Origin of the sequence: Robertmurraya dakarensis (assembly GCF_900156875.1) — a bacterium.
GTDB lineage: Bacteria > Bacillota > Bacilli > Bacillales > Cytobacillaceae > Robertmurraya > Robertmurraya dakarensis.
Window position 1 is genome coordinate 2,060,677 of the sequence record NZ_LT707409.1, and the last position, 24,624, is coordinate 2,085,300.

A 24,624-nucleotide genomic window follows, 5' to 3' on the forward strand; every position below is an offset into this window, starting at 1 on the left:
AAGCTGTCGAGGGATCCCGACAGCTTTTTACGCAGCAAACTTTAAACTACATCTTCATAAACAGGTTCTGCATTCTGCAATTTTTCTACTTTCTCTTCAACACCACTTTCAGCATTAATGAAAATTCGGTATGTGTCATTTCCTAATGTCCCTAAGATCTCATGGCAGAGAACTTCTTCATTTAAATCATTTACGATGACAGCCAGTCCTTCTTGCATGACCTTAACATTCGGGTTAATTTCTTTCCTAGCTTGCTGTGCTGTAAGGGCTGGCTTAGGTACTTCGCGAACATGATGAGATTTTAAGTATTCATCAGCCGAAAAACCAATTATACTGCCATTATCAAGAGCAACCTTTACATGTATCGCATCAGGGTAGACGCGGACATCATTCTCATTCGTAACAAAGGTAAATACACCGACATTATCATATTGAGTGCTTTCGAATAAATCTAAATTCTCAAAATCATTATCTTTTAAAAATTTAACTGCTTTATTGCTAGCTTCATTCAAGCTTATTTTCTGCTGGTCCACTTCCCTTGATAGAAGGTACCAGATAGGATAGCCGCCTTTTTTAGTTATGTCCATGTTTGCATCTTGTTTTGTCTTTTTGTTTGTAATGGCAACACTGTAGAAACCAAAATCCGAGCCCTTTCCATTTTCTGTTACCTTTACTTCCGCGTTTTCGCCAAATCCGCTGTATTTCCTTGCTATTTGTGCTGCTTCTTTTTCCGTTATAGCTTCACCTTCTAGATACTTATACTGATCATCATCCTTTTGCATATTGACAAAAGTTGGACCCATCTCTGAATCAGAATAACTCTCAACTGTTTTTTCAACGGTCTTAAATCCATCAATAATCGTATTGTCTAGCGGCTGCTCCTCTGAGGCAAGGGCTAGCTCTACATCCATCCAGCGCAGATTATTCTCAAGTACCATATGCTGAACGGTTCTTAATTCTTTTTGAATATCCGCAGATTGCTCGTACAGCCCTGTTAGTGTTTTATATTCTTCATCTGTTAACGGTTCTTTATCTAGGTCACGAACTGCTGTACGATAACTAAAGTCTCCAATTTTCGCTAAGAATTCTTCTGTTTTATTAAAAGGCAGTAAAGTCAATGGAAGTTGACCTACGTCATTATGGGCTTGGGATGTTATTCTCCAAACTTCAGCCAGTGTTGGTGAAAGAGACTGTCTGGAATTCATCGCCAATGTGGTTCCAATCTTGTCATGAAGCAAATCAATTTCATAAGTTAAATCATGAAAAGCTCTTTGGTAGTTGTTTTCTGCATTAATTAAAATAGCATTTTTCTCCCTATGCTCCTGGTAGCCCCAAAATGCTGTACCAGCAACTCCCAAAACTAATATTCCTATTAGAATTCCTCTAAGCATTGTACTCACCTCTTTATTTACAGAATATATGTTTACCGATCTTCTTAATCTGCGGTCTAGTCCAAATCCAACCGCTTGTGGCTGTGTCAGGATTAAAATAATAGAGAGCATTTCCAGTAGGATCCCAGCCATTTATTGCATCCAACACTGCTTTTTTGGCCTGCTCATTCGGAGTCAACCAGATTTGCCCATCAGCAACTGCCGTAAATGCTCTCGGTTCAAAAATCACACCTGATGCGGTGTTTGGAAAAGTCGCACTTTCTATCCTATTTAAAATGACAGCAGCTACAGCAACTTGTCCGATATAAGGTTCTCCTCTTGCTTCTCCATAAACAGCATTCGCCATCAATTGAATATCATTTTGAGAAAATCCAGTTGGAACATTAGCAGCAGTCGGTTTTTGCGCCTGCGCTTGGTTCTGGGTTTGTGCTTGATTTTGATTAGCAGCAGGCGGTTGCTTTTTCTGAGTTTGCGGCTGGCTAGTTTGAGGTTGTTTTCCTCCGCCAGTTTGCGGTGCTTTCTTCTGTTTATCTAAGTCCACACCACCATAATGAGTAAAATCATTCCCTTTGTTTATTTGTTCTTTCACGTGCTGTTCATTATATTTAGTCGCTTTCACTAGCTTGTTCTTCGTTTCTTGCCCTGCCAGACCATCAATAGGCATTCCAAATTCATATTGAAAATTTCTCAGTGCCCAATAAGTACCCCAGCCAAAGACACCATCAATTTTCCCATTGTAAAATCCTAGATATTGCAGGCGGGATTGTAACTCAATTACGTCATCGCCTACTGCCCCATGTTGAATGACTTGATTAGAGAAAGCACCTGCCTTATGCTGCTGCATACTTACAGGAACACAAATCATACATACGGTAACAATGATAAAGACTTTCAGTACAAACATTTTTCTGCTCATTGATCAACACCCCCAGCGAAGAATTTCTTAATTAAGCCTATTTTTTGTAGAAGCTGGGTTTTTATACAAGAACAATAACAAAAACCCTCCAATTACAATTGAAGGGTTTTATCTACCGTGATTTTACTACTGCTTAATAATCGAGCCATTTTAACCTTCCGAAGAGCTAACCACCATAAAAAAATCATAAAAGGAAGCATAAAGAACACCCAATATTCAAAGGAAATAAGAATATAGTCATAAATGCCATGAAAGAAGAAAGGGAGAAGGAGAGAAAGACTGATCCATTTTCGGTTGGAGAACTGGCTGAACTTGCCTTTTCCTAAGTAAAAGCCCATAATAACACCAAATAAAGCATGGCTTGATACAGGCAATAACGCTCTTCCTATCGCATGTTCAACCCCGTGGGCAACCAAATATAAAATATTTTCAGCAGTGGCAAATCCTAAGGAAACGGCCACTCCATAGACAATTCCATCATACGGTTCATCAAATTCAACATGTTGGTATACCGTGTAAAACAATACAAACCATTTAAAAAACTCTTCTAGCAGACTGACTGAAAAAAATGCATGACTCCATTCATTTTGCACCAGATTTTCTACATCAATTACATACTGTATAAACATGATAGGAAACACAAGAAGTGCACCAAAAATAAAAGCTCTTGATACGACAGAAATAGGCTCAGAATCATATTCATCTTTTAAATAAAAGTAGCTTAATAAAGCTAAGCCGGGAGCGATTCCGGCCGACAATATCCCCAGCATCATCTGTCCTCATTTCAATCTATTTTCTACATTCTAATCGTATCATGATATAGATAGATTGAAAATGGATTTATTTAGGTTTATATGGTTAAGATTCTTTATAGGTGGAACTAAACCTAAAAGGAGGAAAAAATGAAAAAGAAGATTTTAGTGATACATACTGGGGGCACTATTTCCATGAAAGAGGACTCGGAGACTGGTACAGTCACACCTGGAAAAAAAAACCCTCTCACAGAAAGTACCAACCAGTTATTAAATTTGGCCGACTTAATCGTCGTAGAGCCCTTCCACTTGCCATCACCTCATATTACGCCGAAGGAAATGCTGCAGTTAAAAAAGATCATTGAGGAAAAAATGAATGAAGATTTAACCGGAGTTGTGATAACACATGGAACAGACACATTAGAAGAAACTGCATATTTTCTAGATTTAACATTAAATACACATCTTCCTATAGTCGTAACAGGAGCAATGAGATCCAGCAATGAAATAGGGGCAGACGGACTTTATAATTTAATTTCATCAATCCGGGTGGCAATTGATGAGGATTCTAAAAATAAGGGTGTTTTGGTGGTCTTAAATGATGAGATTCACACAGCTAGAAATGTCACAAAAACACATACAAGCAATATTTCAACCTTCCAAAGTCCACAGTATGGACCAATAGGCATCATTACAAAAAGAGGTATTTTCTATCACCATACCCCTACAACCAGAGAATTTTATGATATTGAAGATATCTCTAAAAAGGTTGTGCTAATTAAGAGTCATGCCGGCATGGATTCATCACTGCTTTTTGCCATTAACCAATTAAATTTTGAAGGAGTTGTGATTGAGGCACTTGGACAAGGCAATCTTCCTCCTGCAACAATACCTGGTATAAAATCATTAATTGCCAATGGTATCCCAATTGTCCTCGTGTCCCGTTGTTTCAATGGATTTGTCCAAGACACATATGCCTACGAAGGCGGGGGAAAAAAATTAAAAGATTGCGGAGTGATTTTCTCTAACGGCTTAAACGGTCAAAAAGCGCGGCTGAAATTGTTAATTACGCTGGCGAAAACAAATGATTTAAATGAGATTGAGAAAATGTTTCAAGCCTAGAAGTCTGTCTTTTTTGAAAATAGAGGAAGGACTGATCTTTCAAAAGATCAGTCCATTTCATTGCGCTTAATTTCTTGTGATATCAGGTCTCCATGGAATCGGCCATTTTCAATAAAGATTTCATTTGCATTATTCCCTGCTGCAATGACACCGGCAATAAAAATTCCTTTTACATTCGTTTCCATCGTATTTTCATTAAAAATAGGTCTTCCCGTTTGTTCATCAATATTTACCCCCATACTCTTTAAAAATTGATGGTCCGGGTGATAACCTGTCATCGCAAAAACGAAGTCATTCTCAATTTGTTTTTCTTGTCCTTCTTTTTCATAGATTACTTTGTCTTGTTGAATTCTTTTAATTACCGCATTGAACTCCATCTTGATGCTGCCATTTCGAATTAAAGCCTCAAACTCAGGTAAAATCCACGGCTTAATACTCGGGGAAAACTCCGAACCACGATAAATCACGGTTACCCGGCTGCCTGCCTTCACCAGTTCGATCGCTGCATCAACGCTAGAATTTTTCCCTCCAACTACCACAACATCTTTATCAAAATATGGGTGAGCTTCTTTAAAATAATGGTATACCTTTGGGAGGTCTTCTCCTTGAACACCCATTAAGTTTGGATGGTCATAATATCCGGTAGCAATGACTACATATTGACAGCTATATTCCTGTTTATCCGTCTTAACCGCAAACTGTTGACCTTGTTTTTCCACCTTTAACACTTTCTCATAGGCTTGTATACGTAACTCTTTCCTTTTTACAACTTCTCGATAATAAACGAGTGCTTGATTTCTTTTCGGTTTATAATTTTCTGTTACAAACGGAACGTCCCCTATTTCTAATTTCTCACTAGTGCTAAAGAATGTTTGATGTGTAGGGTAATGATAAATCGCATTGACGATATTTCCTTTTTCAATTACTAGAGGGTTTTTCCCGATGTTCTTTAACGCAATAGCTGCCGCTAACCCACAAGGACCTCCGCCTATAATAATTACATCTTCTTGTTTCATTGCGATGTTCACTCCTTAAATCCGAATACATGTTTTTTACCTATTTTATTTTACATGAAAATTGAATATTATCGTAAAAAAATCTCCCATCAATGATGACAGGAGAATGTTAAGATCATTAATCTTACTATACGGCATTAAATCCAGCCTCTGAATCTTGAGGCTTCAGCCATTTTTCGCACCCCGACCATATATGCAGCCAAACGCATATCAACACGGCGGGTAGTAGCTGTTTCGTATATATTATTAAAAGCCTTTACCATGACTGCTTCAAGCTTTTCATCCACTTCTTCTTCTGACCAATAATATCCTTGATTATTCTGTACCCATTCAAAATAGGATACCGTTACACCTCCGGCAGATGCTAATACATCCGGTACAAGGAGAATACCGCGGTCAGTTAGAATTTGTGTACCTTCTAAAGTGGTTGGTCCATTTGCTGCTTCTACCACTATTTTAGCTCTAATATCATGGGCATTTTCTTCTGTAATTTGATTTTCAATTGCTGCTGGTACAAGAATATCACAATCTAATTCCAACAGTTCTTTATTGGTAATGGTATTGTTAAATAACTTTGTTACAGTTCCAAAGCTATCGCGCCGGTCCAATAAATAGTCAATATCCAGACCATTCGGGTCATGCAGTCCGCCATATGCATCTGATATACCGATTACCTTAGCTCCTGCATCATGCATAAATTTAGACAGATAACTTCCTGCATTTCCAAACCCTTGGACCACTACTCTGGCACCTTGCAAATCAATACCCTTTTTCTTAGCTGCTTCTCTTATACATATTGTAACACCCTTGGCAGTAGCAGACTCTCGTCCGTGTGAACCACCAAGTACAAGTGGTTTTCCTGTAATAAAACCAGGGGAGTTAAATTCATCTATTCGGCTATACTCATCCATCATCCATGCCATGATCTGTGAGTTTGTGAAAACATCTGGTGCTGGAATATCTTTTGTGGGACCAACAATTTGGCTGATTGCACGTACGTATCCACGACTTAATCGTTCTAATTCACGAAAGGACATATCCCTTGGATCACAAACAATGCCGCCTTTTCCTCCTCCATACGGCAAATCTACAATCCCGCATTTCAAACTCATCCAGATAGAAAGGGCCTTTACCTCTTTTTCCGTTACGTTCGGGTGGAATCGAATCCCCCCCTTGGTTGGTCCGACTGCATCATTATGTTGAGCTCGATAGCCTGTAAAAACTTTTACAGATCCATCATCCATTCTTACAGGAATTTTAATCGTCATTAACCGCAAAGGTTCTTTTAATAGTTCGTAGACTTCTTCTGGGTATCCAAGCCTATCTAACGCATGATGAATAACCGTTTGAGTTGACTTTAATACGTCAAGTTTATCTTCCTGATTTCTTTGTTCTTTACCTTTCTCGGCAACCATTAATAATCCTCCTAAAAAATCACTCTGCGGTTGTGTCCGCTTTCAGTCACAAGTATACACCTTTCGTTTTTTTATGCAATAAAAAACCATGAATTTTGCTATCAAATGAAAACGCTGTCACCCAACTTGAACAAACTGGTTTTTGTAGTTCCTTTTCCCGTATCCCTTACTATTTAAACCGTTATTCTCCTGAATAGGTACGTAACCATTTCGGTGACGAAGGAAAGATGTTCTAAACTTATGTTTTACCCAATTTAACTAAATATATCATTTTATTTCTTTTTATATTGAATAGCCTGTCTTATAAAAAAAAGACTGCATGCTAAAAAAATTTAACAAGAGTCTCCACTGCCTTTTCTTTAATGATTACAATTCCATATTCATTTAACCGATGTATGCTCTCTAGCGAAGCATTCCCATATTCGCACATATTCGCAATGATCCCGTCTTTTACTAATAGAGGATCTTCTTTTACAAAAAAGAAATACGTTTGATTCATAAAATAAAGAGTACCATTTAGAAAATTCATGGATGCCAAACGTTTAGATAACTGAATAACTTCTTCAATATCAGTAAATTCAAATAAGATCACATTATTACTTTGGTCAGTGACCTGCATATTAATGAATCCGTCATCGATCAGAAGCTCATCTTCTTGATCTTCTTTTGTTACAATCATAATCATTCCTTGTGCATGGATCGAAAAAATCTCCACAGCAACCGCACCTTGAAAGTTCACTCCTAATTCTTCACTTGCCTCTTCAAGCATCTCGTGAAACAGCTGGTGCCATTTCAAGGAGTCTTTCCAGATATCCTCTTTCGTTAATCCACGTTCTGACAAATCGTCTGATGTTAGAAAGATTTTTATTTTATTGAATGTTAATCGTTCAATGCGCATACCTTATGCCCCCTAAAGCGACAACTCTTGGTTTAGTGTATGAAGGAAGTAAAGGATGGTGAGTCATCAATTAGGGGTTTTTTCATTCATCTCCATATTTTATCGTAATGAAGTGAGTTTCTGCTTTAGCACCAAGTCTAAAGGGCAAAGCAGTTGTGCCATAGCCATTGCTCACAAGCAAAGTACATTTATTGTATTTTTCAATTTTCCCCTTTTCATAAGGACTAAATCCTAACAAACGAATTTGTCCCCCGTGCGTATGACCGCTCAACACGAATGAAATCCGATCTGTTTCATTAACTTTATCAATAATTTTTGGATTATGACTGACTAGTACTTTAAAACCTTCATCACCAGCATCCTGGAGTGCGAGGTGAAGACGCTCTCTTCCTTTCGTCATGTCATCAACACCTAAAAGTATAAAGCGATCTCCTTCTTCGGACTCAAAGGAAACCGCGGTGTTATCCAATATTTTAACTCCATATTTTAACAATAGTGCATCGATAATGCGCTGATCGGCCTCATAGTCGTTATTTCCCCAAACAAAATAAACGATTCCAAGTTCCCTCAGTTTTTTAATATTTTCTTCAACTCTTTCGAGCGGCACGCCTTTTTCTAATAAATCTCCGCCAATGATAACCATGTCAACCTTATCTTTAACTTGATTAAGCAAATTACTGGTTATAACACGTTTATGTATATCAGAAATAAAAAAGATCTTTACTTCTCCAAAGCTTTTTGGAAAATTAGGAAATGTTACCTCCTGATAAAGGACTCTGTCCGCATTTGCCTCTTTATACATATAAAGTAATAACCCTGCCCCTACGAGACCCATCACTAAAACCGCTGCTATCATAAGTCCTCCCGATTGCTTTTTAATCTTTTACCATCTTAAACTTTTGAAAATCTAATGAAATAATACCATAAAGTATAGAAAAACAGAAAAAAACTGTAGTTTGCCAGAATCCAGATAAAAATAATAGCACAAAGCTAATCATCACTAAAGGGGGCATTATATGTTCAATAAATGAAGCTTTTCTATACCCAATCATTAATTCTGCGGCATTACTAATCAAGTCTGCCTTCAGTAAAAAACCGATAATAAAGAATACAGAAGCTCCAAAAAATCCTAAAGGATTGAATAGAAACTCCACAATAAGGTCCGACGGGTGAAAAGGGTTACTGAACGGCACACATTTAATAAATAAAAAGCCGCATAAATAACCTAAAACTAACTTAATTAGTTTTTCTAACATGAAAAAGCCCCCCTCCTTACAATGTATGAGGGTGTTTGAAATTATTGCCAAGTTTAGCAGGCACATATTTCTTCCCCATGTTCATTTTTTAATTTATACACAGACATGATTTAATCATATCTGTCATAAGTTACATTGACGCATGAAAAATTAGGAGGGCATTTATGTTTACACTTTATAAAACTTATCAACCTTATGCCAGTCCATTTGACCCCTGTAAACCCATTAAAGTGAAGACTTACTCTACTCCGCCAAATTTATATATAGGATTTCAACCACCTAATTTCCCACAATTCACGCCGATGGAGGCTTTAAGAGCAGGAACCCTATGGAAACCTTTTTATGATCCATATTACAACCCATATGAGAAAGCTTCTAAAGGAGGCTATCCATCATGAAACAGCTGCCTGCAGAATTTTACCAATTGATGGAACAACTCCAAGCTGTTGACTTCGTTCTTGTAGAGCTTACTTTATATTTAGATACCCATAACGGAGATGCGGAAGCCATTAAACAATACAATCATTACGCTAAAGAAAGAAAAAAATTAGTAAAAGCGGTAGAAAGCATTTATGGACCATTAATGCCTTTTGGACATAGTTATGCAGGTCAACCATGGAATTGGGATGACTCTCCTTGGCCGTGGCAGGTATAAGTAGTATTTTTCAAGTGTCCCTGATGTGAATCATTCTAAACTAGTTCTACTTAATAGGAGGGATAAGAAATGTGGGTGTACGAAAAAAAGCTTCAATACCCTGTTAGGGTCAGCTCATGTAATCCAAGATTAGCTAAATTTTTAATTGAACAATATGGCGGTGCAGATGGGGAACTAGCTGCAGCTCTTCGATACTTAAATCAACGCTACACGATCCCCGACAAAGTAATCGGCCTCTTAACAGATATTGGTACAGAGGAATTTGCTCACTTAGAAATGATCGCGACAATGGTATACAAGTTGACAAAAGACGCTACACCCGAACAAATGAGGGATGCTGGTCTTGATGCACATTACGCCAATCATGATAGCGCTCTATTCTATCATAATGCTGCAGGGGTTCCGTGGACTGCTTCCTATATCCAAGCAAAAGGTGACCCAATTGCCGATTTATATGAAGATATTGCTGCAGAAGAAAAAGCAAGGGCTACTTATCAATGGATTATTAATATGAGTGATGATCCAGACCTAAACGATGGTCTCAGATTCTTAAGAGAGCGTGAAATTATCCATTCACAGCGCTTCAGGGAAGCGGTAGAAATACTTAAAGAAGAGAGGGATAAGAAAAAGTTCTTTTAGTTGCCTCGGAAGCAGCATTTGCTTTGCTGCTTCTTCTTATTTATTTTCATGGAATAGATTAATATCAAAATTTTCTTTCATCATCTCAAAAACAAGATGTCGGTTATTCCAGGCATCTTCCTTTTTCCATAAATCCTTGCTTTTGTCAATAATTTCACATCTTAACGCATGGTATTCTTTTTCAGCCTTGTCCCTTTTTTCTTTTAGAAGATTCATAAATCCATAGCAGCCAACAATAAAAGCAAGGGCATAAAAATTAACAGAATGATCTACATAGGCTGAAAACATCGATGAAAATGAATAAGAATAAGGAGTAATAATAACCTTGTATAAATAATAAAAGTAAAAAAACGAACTAAAAACGGTTGCCCACATCACAAGCAAATGCCTAAATTTAAGTGTTTCATATTTTTGCTTCTTCTCTACCACTTTTTGAAGCATTTGTTTTGTTGCCGGATCTGTTCGTTCATCTAGTGTAATGATTGATTTTTCCATACCGCATTTCTCCCCTCCCTTAACCACTATATGCTTCCGTCCATCAATTATGTCCAACCCCTTAGGAAATTGAAATAAAAAACAGCCCCAGAATGGAGCTGCTTTTAACGAGTTACTGAACTGGAATTTTTAAGGTTTGGCCAACAATTATTTCATTTCCCTTTAATCCATTTGCTTTTTGTATTACAGGAATCCCCGCTTTTGAACGGTAATATTTCATCGATATACTATATAAAGTATCATTGGGGTGTACTCTATGATATTTATATTCTGGTGCATCCTTGCCACTCCCGCTGGATTGATAAGAATTTTTATCGTCCCCCCCAGTACGAGGTGCTAATGAATCGGTTATGTCGGATTCTTTATTCATATCATTCTGGTCAGTTTTATCCGTTAAGGGGTCTTCCTCGATGATCTCATCAACAGCCTCTTCTTGTGAAGAATGATCCTCCAATCCATTCTCGACTTCGACCATCTCATAATCAGATCTCCCATTACTCACTTTTTCTACATTGCCTTTCTTTTCACTTTCGAGAATGGTATATATACTAAAGCTGACGATCGGTAAAAGAATAAAAAATAGTACTAATAAGCGAATGACTGGATATTTTAACTTTAACTTCGTTTTCTTTTTTTTATGTTGATGTATTTCACTGCGGGGAGGTAATCCATTTTTGGATGAGGATGGCTCTTCCCCAATTTTTTCTATCCTCTTTCTCAATTTCTCGGCTTGGTCACGATGTGGTTCTTCCTTATTCATGGGGTCCCCCCTCCACTTTCCTGTCTTTCTTAGAAAAACTTATATATAAACCTAGCAGGAAATCTATTATAAAGTGCATCACAATGGTGACTAGAAGATTTTCTGTGTATTCATATATAAAGCCTATAAAAAAACTTAAAACAATAATATTAATAAAAAGAAACACATTAAAAAGATAACGATAATGGATTAGTGCAAAAATAATACTTGTCACAACCAAGCCGGCGTGAGTTTGGATCATCCCTCTAAATAAAATTTCTTCACTGATCGCCACACAGGCTGCAATAAACACAATCTGCACTGGCGTTTTATTATGAAAAAGCTTTGCATTAAGTCCCCCATCATCATACATGGATGATGGAAGTAATTTCATTAAACTTAGATCTAAAAGCACAACAAAAAGTCCTAATGTAACGCCTATTGTCCAAATCCTTGTGTCTCCCCACTGAAATAACTCATAAAACGCTGAAAACGAATCGAACAGGATAAAACCAAGGATAATGGAAATAATGATTAATAACACTTGTGTAGCAACAAGATGAAACACGATTTCTCGCTCAGAGAGTTCCTTAATGATCTCTTCATACTTTTTTTTCATAGATTACTCTCACTTATTTAATAGAATAGTTGATAAGTACTGCTTCCAATAGAATGATTCATCACCCTTTTTGTTTTTGCATGTCGTTTTAGTAAATGAAGAATTATCGATACCACAAAGGTCACAGCAGTCTTCTACTTCTATTTTCCGTTGTTCGCCAAAATAATTCAAGATTTTTTCTCTTCGACAATCTTCACAATCCAGCCATTTTTTCATTTGATATACATGATTTTTCTTGACAGCCATTCGCTGATCTACATAATCATTAAACAGCTGTAATATTTCATCATATTTTAATTGTTTCTGTCTATGAGAAATAAAGAAATCTTTTGCCAGCCTCCACTGTGTCTCACTAAAACCGGCAAGCGCGATGATTTCATCTTCAAACTCTTCCATCCTCTGTAAGTTGTTTGAGTTTTGTCTTAACCAGTAACCGAGCCTCTCAACTTGAGATGAATTCGGCACTTCATTTTCGACAAGCTGATAGGGCAGAAGTTCGTCTCCTGGGGAATAAAGTAAGATAGCAATACTTTTTCCACCATCTCTTCCACCCCTTCCAATTTCTTGCAAATATGACTCCATTTGCAAGGGCATATGAAAATGGATAACATAACGGACATTTTCCTTGTTAATTCCCATCCCAAAAGCACTTGTTGCGCAAATCACATCGAGCTGCCCATTAAGAAACTGCTGCTGTATGAGCATTCGGCTTTCTTGATCAAGCCCTCCATGGTAAGCTTGGATATCCGAAACACCACGAACCTTTAACAAGTAAGCCACTTCTTCAGCCAGCTTTTTACTTGAGAAATAAATAATCCCTGGTCCTTCCAGAGTTGAAACAAGCTCAACCACTCTTTCCTGCTTATCATAAAAACTCGAAACCTGCTCGACCTTTATCGCTATGTTAGGACGATCAACTGAATAGATGTATTTTTCGCAGCTTGTTAGGTGTAATGATTTAATAATATCTTCAGCTATCTTTTCTGTAGCCGTCGCGGTCAAAGCCAGTGTTAACGGGTTGCCTAATTGCTCCCTGATATTCCCAAGCCTCATATAATCGGGTCTAAATTCATAGCCCCACTGGGAAATACAATGCGCTTCATCTACAACAAACAACGATATCGTTAGATTCTGAAGCTTTTCTATCACATAATCTAATTGCAGCATCTCCGGGGAAACAAAAATAAATTTAAATTGATCAAGCCGTCGAAAAACTTCCCTTCTATCGGCTCCTTGCAAAAAAGAATTTAATGCAATCACTCTTTTTTCCCCATTCATCTGCATTTGTTCCACTTGATCTTGCATTAAGGAGAGAAGAGGAGAAACAATAATAACTGTCCCTGGCAAAAGATAACCTGGAAGCTGATAGCACAGAGATTTTCCTGTCCCAGTAGGCAGCAAAGCAAATGTATGTTGTCCATTCATAACAGATGTAATGACTTCTTGTTGTCCCTGCTTAAAGGAAGAAAAGTTGAATTTCTTTTGCAAAAATGATAGTAAATCAACACTCATATGTTATCTCCCAGCTGTGCCATAACAAGTCGTATTTCAAAATAACTCGCATCCACAATCTCTTGTCTAATCTGTTTTAATTGTCTTGACGTTATCTTTTTAACAGCCAAAACAATCCGCTTTTGCAGTTCTTCAGAAACATACGGAGATATGTCAAATGATTGAATTTGTAATGCAATCTCCACGATATGATCTTGTATTGTATTCAGCTTCAACTTCCTAATCTTTGCTATTTCTTCAATTAATAAACCATTATTGATCAATTTCAGGGTCAACCTTGCTGAATCTGTTAAAGGCACATCCTCATGTAAATCCAATAGAAGATGATGAAGAAGAGGGTATTTCTTTTCATTTTTATGAATTTCACTCATCACAAAGTGTAAAAGAGAGACAAATTGGTAATGGTAATGAGAATGTTCATACCCTAATAGTTCAGCCGCCTGTCTTTTCGTTTTACCAATATTTCGAAACCCTGTTAACCTCATTACTAATAAGGATGGGTCTACTAATTGACTGCCCTCTAAACATCGGACCATTTCATCATATAGCATTTTTGATAAATCAGTGCGTTTGATATTATTTATCACTAAAAATCGTTTAATCCAAGCCTGAACATCCTTATTTCTTTGAACAGGGAGATATTTTATTTCCTCCATTCTTAAATTAGAGGCCACCTGAACGATCAACGAGAGTCTCTCCCAAAAAACTTCATCCTGCTGAAATTGATAACCATCTAAATAATGAATAAAGGCATGTTGGGCAAGAAAGGTTTTTAGATAATTTAGACCATCTTCTGTCAACAGAAATGACTGCTGAGAAGTTCGCAACAAGAGATGTTCCCTTTCGAGGTCAGTGATCAGCTCATCAAAATGTTCACGTGATAATTTAGGAAAAGTTTTAAAATACTGACTAATTTGGTAAAATTTTGCGTCTTGAATTGTTTGGGAGGATTTCTTTCCATTCAGGAGATGATATATAGAGTAAATGGTTCTTTCACCATTTATTTTGTATAAACAATTTAAAACCACTCCGTGTAAAAAAGTTATGGCCATTGTCATCACCTTGTCACTTGATCATATATAAGGAAAAATGCACAAGAATAAGGAAGCTTTAGACCGTAACGGTCTCAAATGATACTTCCCTTTTACAACCTGTACCGGTCTATTTTATCATGAAAGATGAAAATTTCTTAGGGTCTTTTTAAAAAGCCTGATATGATAAGCATTCTCATTACTTTTTCTATTGAAATGTTAGTCATGGAGCTTTAAAATAGGTATGAGGGATACGTTTCAAAAATATTATGAAATGTATAGAGTAAAATGTTTAAATTCTTGGGAGGTTTTTTTACATGGCAAAATACACAATTGTAGACAAAGAAACATGCATTGCATGTGGTGCTTGCGGAGCCGCTGCACCAGACATTTACGATTACGATGATGAAGGAATTGCATTCGTAACACTTGACGATAACGAGGGAATTGTTGAAATTCCAGATGTGTTACTTGACGATATGATGGATGCCTTTGAAGGTTGTCCAACAGATTCTATTAAAGTAGCTGATGAGCCATTTAATGGAGACGCTTTAAAATTTGAATAATCCTTAGCATAATTCGAAAATCCTCTCTTTATTAAAATAAAGAGAGGATTTTTTGTACGAATAAATAAAAAAGCATCGAACCCTGAATATTCGCTGCTTTTTTTTATTCTGTATGGTTTAGGCATTTCCAACTGGTTTTTGTTTTCCAATCCATGTACTCATTCTCGTGAACAAAAGCATAAATAAAATTGAAATTAATGCTCCCTTAATTATATTGAATGGCAAGATCCCTGCAACAATCATCTGTCTTGTTTCTTCATTTGACATGGCAGGGAAATTTAAGAAGAATGTGTATGCCGGTAAAATGACATAGTAATTAAGGACACTCATCAAGACAGCCATACTGACTGTACCTGCAACTAAACCAATCGTCATCCCTTTTTTAGATTTTAATTTTTCATAAATATAGTAAGTAGGTACAACAAATAGTACTCCTGCAATAAAATTAGATAAATGACCAATTGGAATTCCTGTGTCGCTGCTTGTCAAAAAATAATCGAGAATATTTTTTAATAATTCTACTAAAATACCAGCACCAGGCCCAAAAATAATCGCAGCTATTAATGCTGGGATATCACTGAAATCCACCATAAGAAATTGTGGGAACGGCGGAATTGGAAAATTTAGCAGCATAAGTACAAAGGAAACACTGCTTAACATTCCAATTGAAACTAAAGTTTTGACGTTGTACTTCTTCATTTTATCCTCTCTCCTTTTTGGACCCATCTCTCCAAAGAAGAAAGGTTCAGCATCTTAAGGAATTCTCCCCTGTACGATAAAACTCCCATAACACATAGTTACGGGAGTTAATATACAAAGGTACACTTAATAAACATCCAAGTAATGAAACTTTTTGAATGTCTGCAGAACCTCCATCTTCTCCCATCCAGACTATACTGTCGGCTTTGGATTTTAACCAAATCAACCAGTAAGCGCTTATTGATCCAGAATTGGTTTGCTCTCTGAAATCTTTTTTACGGTTACTTACGGCTCGCGGGCTTAGAGAATATCTCATCACCGCCGGTCGGGAATTTCACCCTGCCCCGAAGATAGACCAATATTTATTTTAAATATATTATACATTTTATTGTTACATATGGGAAGAATTTGGCCAGTTATTACATAATTTTTTGTCGTTCCCTTTCTTTTATGGTAAATTAATATAGTGAAAATTATATTATTTTAAAGTTCTTTATTCAAAGGAGAGTAACATGGAAAAAGTATTGATTTTCGGTCATAAGAACCCAGATACTGACACAATCTGCTCTGCAATCGCATATGCAGATTTGAAGAAAAAGATCGGCGTGGATGCAGAACCCGTTCGATTAGGAGAAATCAACGGTGAGACAGACTATGCATTAAAAACTTTTAATGGTGAGGTCCCTCGTTTAGTAGAAACAGTCTCAAATGAGGTAAAAAATGTCATTCTTGTCGATCACAATGAACGTCAACAGAGCGTTTCTGACATTGAGAAAGTTCGAGTTCTAGAAGTTATTGACCATCACCGTATTGCTAATTTCGAAACTAGTGATCCTCTCTACTATCGTGCTGAACCAGTAGGCTGTACCGCGACAATTTTAAAGAAAATCTACCGTGAAAACGGAGTTGAAATTGAAAAAAACATTGCTGGATTAATGCTTTCAGCTATCATTTCAGATTCTCTCTTGTTTAAATCACCTACATGCACTGATGAGGATGTTGCTGCAGCTAAAGAACTAGCGCAAATTGCTGGAGTCGATGCGGAACAATACGGTCTAGAGATGCTTAAAGCAGGTGCTGATTTAAGTGATAAATCTGTTCAACAATTAGTTTCTCTTGATGCTAAGGAATTCCAAATGGGCAGCAGCAAAGTAGAAGTTGCTCAAGTAAATGCAGTTGATATCCAAGATGTATTCTCCAGACAAGCAGAGTTTGAAACAGAACTGCAGTCAATTATTGAGAAAAAGAATCTTGATTTATTTTTGTTTGTTGTAACAGATATCTTAAATAATGATTCAACAGTAATTGCACTTGGAAGTGCAGCGGATGCTGTAGAAGAAGCATATAATGTTAAATTAGAAAATAACACAGCACTGCTTAAAAACGTTGTTTCTCGTAAAAAACAGATTGTACCCGTTCTTACAAATATCCTTTCTGCAAGAGGATAAGAAGATTTAAAAAACACAGGCATACATGGAGGGCACTGAAAAAGCCCCTTAAAGGAAAAAAGGGAAGGATTTCTCAATTATTTTGAGGAATCCTTCCCTTTTTGTTTTATAATTAGGTTAACAATTTTAAGCGGGTGGTTTCAATGATTCAAAAACAACAATCAATGGCATTAAGTCCATATATGGAACTCTATAACTTAATCGTTCCTGCAGACAATATGTTACGAAAAATTAATGAACTAATTGACTTCTCTTTTGTTTATGAAGAATTGAAAGATAACTATTGCTTGGATAACGGGCGAAATGCCATTGACCCTATTCGTATGTTCAAATATTTATTTTTGAAGACCGTCCATGACCTATCTGATGTTGATATAGTAGAACGTTCTAAGTATGACATGTCTTTTAAATACTTTCTCAACATGGCACCAGAGGAGCAAGTAATTGATCCTAGCTCTTTAACAAAGTTTAGAAAATTACGGTTAAAAGATATTAATCTTTTAGATCTGCTTATCAATAAGACTGTAGAAATAGCTATTGAAAAGGAAGTCATCAAAAGTAATTCTATTATTGTTGATGCCACCCATACAAAAGCTCGGTATAACCAAAAAACTCCTAAAGAGGTCCTTATGGACCGTTCCAAAAAACTGAGAAAAACGATATATCAAATAGATGAAAATATGAAGAGTAAGTTTCCATCCAAAACGACAACGGATGTACTAGAGGATGAAATCAAATATTGCCAAGATCTCATTGATGTGATTAAAAAGGAAGAAGTTCTTGTTCAATATCCAAAAGTAAAAGAACAGTTAAATCTTCTGGAAGAAACCGTTGCCGATGATGTTGAACAATTACAGATATCAGAAGATAAAGACGCAAAAGTTGGACATAAAAGTGCGGATTCCGCATTTTTTGGATACAAAACACACCTTGCCATGAGTGAAGAGAGAATTATCACAGCGGCAACAATAACCACTGGCGAAAAGAATGACGGAAAGCAATTAGAAGCGCTAATTGAAAAAAGTATCGAAGCTGGAATGGAAGTTGAAACTGTAATTGGTGATGCAGCATATTCTGAAAAGGGAAATATAGAATATGCCAATAAAAATGAAATAAAATTAGTAGCTAAACTAAACCCTTCTGTCACACAAGGNGGGAAAAGGCTGTTAAATTACTTGATCTTGTTGGGATTCCAAATCCCGAAATCCGATTCAAGCAGTACCCTCATCAATTTTCGGGCGGAATGAGACAGCGTGTTGTAATCGCTATTGCTTTAGCCTGCAATCCGCAAATTTTAATTGCTGATGAGCCGACTACAGCTCTTGATGTAACTATACAAGCGCAAATACTTGAGTTAATGAAATCTTTGCAAAAGAAAGTGGAGACTTCCATTATTTTCATTACTCACGATTTGGGTGTAGTAGCTAACGTTGCGGATCGTGTAGCTGTTATGTATGGTGGAAAAATCATTGAAGTAGGAACTGTAGATGAAATCTTCTATAATCCAAAGCATCCATATACATGGGGGTTAATTAGTTCAATGCCTGACTTGGAAACAGAAGAAGAGGATGAATTATTCGCAATTCCAGGCACACCACCTAATCTTTTGAATCCTCCAAAAGGGGATGCCTTTGCACCTCGTAACCAGTACGCAATGAAAATTGACTTAGAGAAAGAACCTCCGATGTTCAAGGTCTCTGACACGCATTATGCTGCTACATGGCTGCTTCACCCTGATGCTCCAAAAGTTGAGCCGCCTGCTGCTGTTCAAAAGCGAATGAAGATGTACCAAGAACAACATAAGTAAAAGGGGGGAATGCTGATGGAAATGAAGAAAAAACTATTAGAAATCAAGAATCTAAAGCAATACTTCAATGTGGGAAAACCAAATGAAGTGAAAGCTGTTGATGGACTGACTTTCGATATTTATGAAGGTGAAACATTGGGACTTGTAGGGGAATCAGGCTGCGGGAAATCAACTACTGGCAGAACAATTATTCGCCTTTATGATGCAACAGATGGACAGGTTTTGTTTGATGGTGAGGACGTTCATGGTAAAAAGTCTAAAGCAGAAATGAAGAAATTCAATCGGGAAATGCAGATGATTTTCCAAGACCCGTATGCATCATTAAACCCAAGAATGAAAGTGGCGGATGTGATTGCTGAGGGAATTGATATTCATGGCTTAGCAAAAACAAAAGAAGAACGGACGAAAATGGTCCATGATCTATTGGAGACTGTTGGATTAAATAAAGAACATGCAAACCGCTATCCACATGAATTCTCAGGCGGGCAAAGACAGCGGATTGGAATTGCTCGTGCTTTAGCAGTAAAGCCTAGTTTCGTAATTGCTGATGAACCAATTTCAGCATTGGATGTTTCGATTCAAGCACAAGTTGTTAACCTAATGAAAAAGCTACAGCGAGAGAAGGGCTTAACTTATTTATTTATCGCACATGACTTGTCTATGGTGAAATATATTAGTGATCGAATTGGCGTCATGTACTTTGGTAAGATGGTGGAGCTTGCTCCAGCAGAGGAACTATATAAGAATCCGATGCATCCTTATACTAAATCTCTACTATCTGCAATTCCTCTGCCAGATCCAGTATATGAAAGAAATCGTAAGCGCCAAACATATGATCCCTCATCACATAACTATCGTGAAGGTGATCAAGTCGAGTTGAGGGAAATAACAGCAGGACATTTTGTTCTTTGTTCTGAGAAGGAATACGAAGAATTGAAAAAGCAATAATAAAAAACGATCTCTAACTTGGAGGGCACTGAAAAAGCCCCTTAAAGGAAAAAAGGGAAGGATTTCTCAATTATTTTGAGGAATCCTTCCCTTTTTGTTTTATAATTAGGTTAACAATTTTAAGCGGGTGGTTTCAATGATTCAAAAACAACAATCAATGGCATTAAGTCCATATATGGAACTCTATAACTTAATCGTTCCTGCAGACAATATGTTACGAAAAATTAATGAACTAATTGACTTCTCTTTTGTTTATGAAGAATTGAAAGATAACTATTGCTTGGATAACGGGCGAAATGCCATTGACCCTATTCGTATGTTCAAATATTTATTTTTGAAGACCGTCCATGACCTATCTGATGTTGATATAGTAGAACGTTCTAAGTATGACATGTCTTTTAAATACTTTCTCAACATGGCACCAGAGGAGCAAGTAATTGATCCTAGCTCTTTAACAAAGTTTAGAAAATTACGGTTAAAAGATATTAATCTTTTAGATCTGCTTATCAATAAGACTGTAGAAATAGCTATTGAAAAGGAAGTCATCAAAAGTAATTCTATTATTGTTGATGCCACCCATACAAAAGCTCGGTATAACCAAAAAACTCCTAAAGAGGTCCTTATGGACCGTTCCAAAAAACTGAGAAAAACGATATATCAAATAGATGAAAATATGAAGAGTAAGTTTCCATCCAAAACGACAACGGATGTACTAGAGGATGAAATCAAATATTGCCAAGATCTCATTGATGTGATTAAAAAGGAAGAAGTTCTTGTTCAATATCCAAAAGTAAAAGAACAGTTAAATCTTCTGGAAGAAACCGTTGCCGATGATGTTGAACAATTACAGATATCAGAAGATAAAGACGCAAAAGTTGGACATAAAAGTGCGGATTCCGCATTTTTTGGATACAAAACACACCTTGCCATGAGTGAAGAGAGAATTATCACAGCGGCAACAATAACCACTGGCGAAAAGAATGACGGAAAGCAATTAGAAGCGCTAATTGAAAAAAGTATCGAAGCTGGAATGGAAGTTGAAACTGTAATTGGTGATGCAGCATATTCTGAAAAGGGAAATATAGAATATGCCAATAAAAATGAAATAAAATTAGTAGCTAAACTAAACCCTTCTGTCACACAAGGATTTCGTCCAAAAGAGGATGAATTTGAATTTAATAAAGATGCTGGAATGTATGTCTGTAAAGCAGGGCATATGGCTATAAGGAAAGCGAAACAAGGAAAAAAAGGGGAAGGTAGAAACCAAGTAACTACGTACTATTTTGATATAGAAAAATGTAAACATTGTCCGTTTAAAGAAGGATGTTATAAAGAAGGGGCTAAAAGTAAGACTTATTCTGTAAGTATCAAATCAAACGAGCATACAGAACAGGCAAAATTTCAGGAAAGTGAGTATTTTAAAGAAAAATCTAAAGAACGATATAAAATAGAGGCTAAAAATAGTGAATTAAAACACAGGCACGGGTACAATGTTGCAAAATCCTCGGGTCTATTAGGCATGGAATTACAAGGTGCAATGTCTATATTTACAGTAAATCTAAAAAGAATATTGAAGCTAATGAATCAATAATAAGGGGATATAGACCCCAATCCACACAAAAAACGACTCAGAAAATAAAATTCTGGGTCGTTTTTTGATCCACTTCTATAATCCCTCCGAAAAATCCGAAGGATTTTCAGTGCCCTCCATACATGGCCTGTGTTTTTTAAAATTCTTCCATTAAGATAAGCTTGGTTATTGACTATGAATTACCAGCACTTGATTTGGGCGAATAACGTCGGTTGTCAACGAGTTGATTTTCATTAAAGTTTGTACTGTAGAGTTTGTTTTTTGAGCAATATAGCTCAACGTATCTCCTTTTTGTACAATGTACTGATTCTGTTCTGACTCATCATATGTATTAATTTTCGCCGATGCATGCAGAGCATCGGATCTCTCAGCGGTTTGTTTAAAGGCTTGTACACTTTCGCCTAATTCTATATCACCAAGCACCTCTACTGGATCAAGGGCATTTTTTTTATTCACTGTCCACTCTGATTCATGAACCTCAAAGTGCAGGTGCACACCCGAGGAACGGCCTGTGTTCCCCATTTCGCCGACAGACTCTCCTTTTTTCACCCGATGACCTACTTCGACGTATCTTTTATTTAAATGTGCATACACAGTCTCTAAATTATTGTGGTGCTTTACAAAGACAACATGTCCATAAGAACTTGAATAATAGGACTTTGTTACGATCCCGCTATCAACCGAATATACTGGGGTTCCCAGCCCTGCAGCAATATCTATTCCGTAATGACTGCCATTTCTTGTTCCAAACGTATCTGTAACGACACCGTCTGTAGGCCATATCCATTCTTCTGCAGCCGTGTCAGGCTCCAGCATCTGTGCATTAGTTTTCCCTCCAAGGAATAACAAAGTGATAAAAACACCCATTATTCCGGCTATTAACAATCTTTTTATAAAATCTAGCATCCTGTATCCTCCTTGTTTTTTTCATAGGTATAAGAGCAGCAAGATCCTCAATTCAAAACTTAGAAGACGGAAGAAGGAACAGCAGGGGATCGTCTGCCCATTAAAAGCCCGATAAGTTCAACTACCTCAATGAAATAGACATTTATGAAGTTTCACTTTTTACTCTCCTTTTTCACGCTATGTGGCCGATTACTAGTTTAGAACAGCATTTTAAAGAAGAAATCGTGCAGTGCCTATGCATTTTCAAAAAACAGTAGAACTCATATTTAAAAGACACATTTGTTATTATTTGGCCAGTTTTTATGTTTTTATGCAATAAAAAAAAGATCAGCTCTTTGGCCGATCTTACTCTGATAAAAATTTCTTATTAGGAGCTACTGGAACAGCCCATTCTTCATTAAAAATAAATTTTCCAATCTGATCTAGATTTGCATTTTCAATCTTCACCTTTTCATAATCAAAGTCCTTTGCTGTCAGCAGTATTGCTTCTATCGTATGAATCATCGACTGATCATTGGAAAGCTCGGAACTTTCTCCAAGGCGAATGACTAACAGTTCTTTATTGGCTGTAACCATATCTTCTATATTAAAATTACTTGGAATCGAGGCTTTTAACATATCTGTTTCGATATCAGTTTTCATCGCATCCATCGCTTCATTAATATTTTCATAAGGATTTCTTGATGGTACTAAATAAGGTAAATTATCTTCCCCACTCGGATAGAAGAAATAGTAGGCACGATTGCCTTTTTCCTCTACCTCAATTTCTGTTAACTTTCCCATATTGCCAAACTCCGCACCCGGGCTGCCGTCAGTCGAAAGGAGAATGCTTTCAATATTAAACATTGCAGCTGAGCTTAATAACGTAGACATAAAAGCCATTTCTGAAGCACTGCCATCGCCATAGTAATGATCTATCGGCAGATCAACATGTAATGAATTTGATTCTTCTACGTAAGAAAGTGAAGCATTCAAGGGCAGATATTCACTTAAGTTCCATTCTTCTTCCCTTAATTTTGACATTGTTTCTTTATACTGCTCAAAGAGTGGCAACTCATCATTATAGGGAACCGTAACGCTAACCGGGACTATATTTTGAGCATTTTGATCGGGAATGGTATACGTAAATACACTTTTTCCAGCTATATCTGATTCATACAATGCTGTATAGGAACCCTCAAGATCAATAGTCATTAATTCTCGATTTTCTTCTTCGGCATTGAAACGTTCTTTATTGTCAGGTTCATCCTCTGATAGAATTCCCATCTCCTCATTGCCATCAGGAGCTTGTTTTAATGCAGCATTTTCAGCAGATTCCGTAGTCGCATTTTCATTTACCAAGTCTTGTGCAGATTGATTAAAGTTCAATACATTTGAGGCAAGGACCACAAAGAGCAGGAGAGCAGCAGCAGACGCTATAGACGGGATGATCCACGCCTTTTGCTTTCGCTTTTTCATCTTTACTGTTATGTTTTGATAGATGTCACGAGGATCGCGATGATCTCGAATTTTCGGAAGTTCTCGAAGGTACTCTTCCAGCTGCTTATCGCTCAACTCTGACTTTTTCACCATCAATCCCCTCCTTACCCATTCTATCTTCCATCTCTTTCCTTAATACTTTAAGGGCTCTATGCTGAGTTGTTTTTACTTTGCTTTCAGTCCAGCCTAAGCTTTGAGCAGTCTCAGCAATGGAAAGCTCCTGCATATATCTCATAATAATAACCATTTTCTGATCTACTGTGCAAAGATCCAAGCAATGATAGATTAGGCTCACTTCTTCTTTTTGCAATGTCACATCTTCAGGTATAGGATTTTTATCCTTTACCTGCTGCGTGTTCCAGTCAAACTTCTCTATTAGTCTTTGTTTCCAGCCTTTTTGTTTGCGAAAGTGATCAATTGCAACATTTCTAGCGATAGAGAAAAGCCATGTTTTTTCACTGCTTTTTCCTTCAAAACGTTGATATGACTTTAACACTCTTATATACACTTCTTGAACTAAGTCTTCAGCCTGTTCACGATTTTTAACCATGTAAAAAAGGAATTGAAATACATCATGATGATATTTTGAATATAGATTTTCAAAAACGGAGTCCATTGGTTTCCCTCCCCGTTCAACCAATTAGTCGTAATCTTAATTTAAAAAGTTACACTTTAAATATAGTATCTTTCTAGAAAAAAAGGAAGAAGTTTCTTAGAACTCTCC

At 36.9% G+C, this 24,624-nt stretch carries 25 protein-coding genes, 2 pseudogenes and 1 riboswitch; of the genes and pseudogenes, 10 read left to right on the top strand and 17 right to left on the bottom strand.

The genetic code is table 11. The features are described 5' to 3' along the window. Positions 1-41 precede the first annotated feature (41 nt). The 3 genes from ypeB to prsW all read right to left on the bottom strand — a co-directional run bounded on the left by ypeB (position 42) and on the right by prsW (position 3,077). Complete coding sequence (gene ypeB, locus CZ487_RS18770) at positions 42-1,391, bottom strand: germination protein YpeB (protein ID WP_077213821.1); 1,350 nt, start codon at positions 1,389-1,391, stop codon at positions 42-44. Between the two features lie 13 nt (positions 1,392-1,404). Next, entirely contained in the window at positions 1,405-2,307 is a 903-nt protein-coding gene (gene sleB / locus CZ487_RS18775) for a spore cortex-lytic enzyme (protein WP_077213822.1), read from the bottom strand. Between the two features lie 92 nt (positions 2,308-2,399). After that, entirely contained in the window at positions 2,400-3,077 is a 678-nt protein-coding gene (gene prsW / locus CZ487_RS18780) for a glutamic-type intramembrane protease PrsW (RefSeq protein ID WP_077213823.1), read from the bottom strand. 132 nt (positions 3,078-3,209) lie between these two features. Between prsW and CZ487_RS18785 the strand changes: the two genes are divergently transcribed. Then, entirely contained in the window at positions 3,210-4,181 is a 972-nt protein-coding gene (locus CZ487_RS18785) for an asparaginase (protein WP_077213824.1), read from the top strand. Between the two features lie 47 nt (positions 4,182-4,228). Here CZ487_RS18785 and CZ487_RS18790 read toward each other — a convergent pair whose 3' ends face one another. The 5 genes from CZ487_RS18790 to CZ487_RS18810 all read right to left on the bottom strand — a co-directional run bounded on the left by CZ487_RS18790 (position 4,229) and on the right by CZ487_RS18810 (position 8,766). Next, entirely contained in the window at positions 4,229-5,197 is a 969-nt protein-coding gene (locus tag CZ487_RS18790) for a YpdA family putative bacillithiol disulfide reductase (protein ID WP_077213825.1), read from the bottom strand. Between the two features lie 137 nt (positions 5,198-5,334). Beyond that, on the bottom strand, positions 5,335-6,612 hold the full coding sequence (locus CZ487_RS18795) for a Glu/Leu/Phe/Val family dehydrogenase (RefSeq protein ID WP_077213826.1): 1,278 nt from the start codon (positions 6,610-6,612) through the stop codon (positions 5,335-5,337). Between the two features lie 322 nt (positions 6,613-6,934). Then, on the bottom strand, positions 6,935-7,510 hold the full coding sequence (locus CZ487_RS18800) for a genetic competence negative regulator (RefSeq protein WP_077213827.1): 576 nt from the start codon (positions 7,508-7,510) through the stop codon (positions 6,935-6,937). An 82-nt stretch (positions 7,511-7,592) separates the two neighbouring features. Continuing rightward, positions 7,593-8,366, bottom strand: coding sequence for a metallophosphoesterase (locus CZ487_RS18805; protein WP_077213828.1), 774 nt, complete (start codon positions 8,364-8,366; stop codon positions 7,593-7,595). 19 nt (positions 8,367-8,385) lie between these two features. Next, entirely contained in the window at positions 8,386-8,766 is a 381-nt protein-coding gene (locus CZ487_RS18810; protein ID WP_077213829.1) for a hypothetical protein, read from the bottom strand. Between the two features lie 164 nt (positions 8,767-8,930). Here CZ487_RS18810 and CZ487_RS18815 point away from each other — a divergent pair, with 164 nt between their 5' ends. The 3 genes from CZ487_RS18815 to cotJC all read left to right on the top strand — a co-directional run bounded on the left by CZ487_RS18815 (position 8,931) and on the right by cotJC (position 10,060). Then, complete coding sequence (locus tag CZ487_RS18815) at positions 8,931-9,164, top strand: spore coat associated protein CotJA (RefSeq protein ID WP_077213830.1); 234 nt, start codon at positions 8,931-8,933, stop codon at positions 9,162-9,164. Next, entirely contained in the window at positions 9,161-9,421 is a 261-nt protein-coding gene (locus CZ487_RS18820) for a spore coat protein CotJB (RefSeq protein ID WP_077213831.1), read from the top strand. The genes CZ487_RS18815 and CZ487_RS18820 overlap by 4 nt, the downstream gene beginning before the upstream one ends. 69 nt (positions 9,422-9,490) lie before the next feature. After that, positions 9,491-10,060, top strand: coding sequence for a spore coat protein CotJC (cotJC, locus tag CZ487_RS18825; protein WP_077213832.1), 570 nt, complete (start codon positions 9,491-9,493; stop codon positions 10,058-10,060). A gap of 36 nt (positions 10,061-10,096) precedes the next feature. Here cotJC and CZ487_RS18830 read toward each other — a convergent pair whose 3' ends face one another. The 5 genes from CZ487_RS18830 to CZ487_RS18850 form a co-directional block, all read right to left on the bottom strand. Further along, the gene (locus tag CZ487_RS18830) at positions 10,097-10,555 is read right to left on the bottom strand and encodes a YpbF family protein (RefSeq protein WP_077213833.1); all 459 of its coding nucleotides are present in this window, start codon (positions 10,553-10,555) and stop codon (positions 10,097-10,099) included. Between the two features lie 112 nt (positions 10,556-10,667). Continuing rightward, entirely contained in the window at positions 10,668-11,315 is a 648-nt protein-coding gene (locus CZ487_RS18835) for a LysM peptidoglycan-binding domain-containing protein (RefSeq protein WP_077213834.1), read from the bottom strand. Continuing rightward, on the bottom strand, positions 11,308-11,913 hold the full coding sequence (locus tag CZ487_RS18840; RefSeq protein WP_077213835.1) for a CPBP family intramembrane glutamic endopeptidase: 606 nt from the start codon (positions 11,911-11,913) through the stop codon (positions 11,308-11,310). Before CZ487_RS18840 ends, CZ487_RS18835 begins: the two co-directional genes overlap by 8 nt. A 9-nt stretch (positions 11,914-11,922) precedes the next feature. Beyond that, entirely contained in the window at positions 11,923-13,425 is a 1,503-nt protein-coding gene (locus CZ487_RS18845) for a RecQ family ATP-dependent DNA helicase (protein WP_077213836.1), read from the bottom strand. Beyond that, positions 13,422-14,477: a YpbB family protein gene (locus tag CZ487_RS18850; protein ID WP_077213837.1), complete on the bottom strand. Its 1,056-nt coding sequence runs from the start codon at positions 14,475-14,477 to the stop codon at positions 13,422-13,424. The genes CZ487_RS18845 and CZ487_RS18850 overlap by 4 nt, the downstream gene beginning before the upstream one ends. Before the next feature lie 296 nt (positions 14,478-14,773). Between CZ487_RS18850 and CZ487_RS18855 the strand changes: the two genes are divergently transcribed. Then, entirely contained in the window at positions 14,774-15,022 is a 249-nt protein-coding gene (locus CZ487_RS18855) for a ferredoxin (protein WP_077213838.1), read from the top strand. A gap of 117 nt (positions 15,023-15,139) precedes the next feature. Here the strand turns inward: CZ487_RS18855 and CZ487_RS18860 are convergent, their stop codons facing one another. Continuing rightward, positions 15,140-15,721 carry an ECF transporter S component gene (locus tag CZ487_RS18860; RefSeq protein ID WP_077213839.1) on the bottom strand — a complete coding sequence of 194 codons (582 nt, stop codon included), beginning with the start codon at positions 15,719-15,721 and terminating at the stop codon, positions 15,140-15,142. Between the two features lie 171 nt (positions 15,722-15,892). Then, positions 15,893-16,077: riboswitch (FMN riboswitch) on the bottom strand. Between the two features lie 156 nt (positions 16,078-16,233). On the opposite strand from CZ487_RS18860, the gene CZ487_RS18865 reads away from it, so the two are divergent. From CZ487_RS18865 to CZ487_RS18885, 5 genes and pseudogenes are all read left to right on the top strand, one after another. After that, the gene (locus CZ487_RS18865) at positions 16,234-17,169 is read left to right on the top strand and encodes a manganese-dependent inorganic pyrophosphatase (RefSeq protein WP_077213840.1); all 936 of its coding nucleotides are present in this window, start codon (positions 16,234-16,236) and stop codon (positions 17,167-17,169) included. Positions 17,170-17,312: 143 nt separating this feature from the next. Continuing rightward, positions 17,313-18,332, top strand: a pseudogene (locus tag CZ487_RS18870) (transposase); the annotation flags it as partial. Next, a pseudogene (locus CZ487_RS18875) lies at positions 18,332-18,976 on the top strand (ABC transporter ATP-binding protein); the annotation flags it as partial. The pseudogenes CZ487_RS18870 and CZ487_RS18875, both read left to right, overlap by 1 nt. 21 nt (positions 18,977-18,997) lie before the next feature. Further along, positions 18,998-19,924: an ABC transporter ATP-binding protein gene (locus tag CZ487_RS18880; RefSeq protein ID WP_077211879.1), complete on the top strand. Its 927-nt coding sequence runs from the start codon at positions 18,998-19,000 to the stop codon at positions 19,922-19,924. Between the two features lie 136 nt (positions 19,925-20,060). Further along, complete coding sequence (locus CZ487_RS18885) at positions 20,061-21,515, top strand: IS1182 family transposase (protein ID WP_077210323.1); 1,455 nt, start codon at positions 20,061-20,063, stop codon at positions 21,513-21,515. Between the two features lie 165 nt (positions 21,516-21,680). Here CZ487_RS18885 and CZ487_RS18890 read toward each other — a convergent pair whose 3' ends face one another. The 3 genes from CZ487_RS18890 to sigX form a co-directional block, all read right to left on the bottom strand. Further along, positions 21,681-22,421 (bottom strand): peptidoglycan DD-metalloendopeptidase family protein, encoded by a 741-nt coding sequence (locus CZ487_RS18890; protein ID WP_077213841.1) that lies wholly within the window; start codon positions 22,419-22,421, stop codon positions 21,681-21,683. A gap of 345 nt (positions 22,422-22,766) precedes the next feature. Further along, entirely contained in the window at positions 22,767-23,993 is a 1,227-nt protein-coding gene (locus tag CZ487_RS18895) for a GerMN domain-containing protein (protein ID WP_084783334.1), read from the bottom strand. Next, on the bottom strand, positions 23,965-24,516 hold the full coding sequence (gene sigX / locus CZ487_RS18900) for an RNA polymerase sigma factor SigX (RefSeq protein WP_077213842.1): 552 nt from the start codon (positions 24,514-24,516) through the stop codon (positions 23,965-23,967). Before sigX ends, CZ487_RS18895 begins: the two co-directional genes overlap by 29 nt. Positions 24,517-24,624 lie beyond the last annotated feature (108 nt).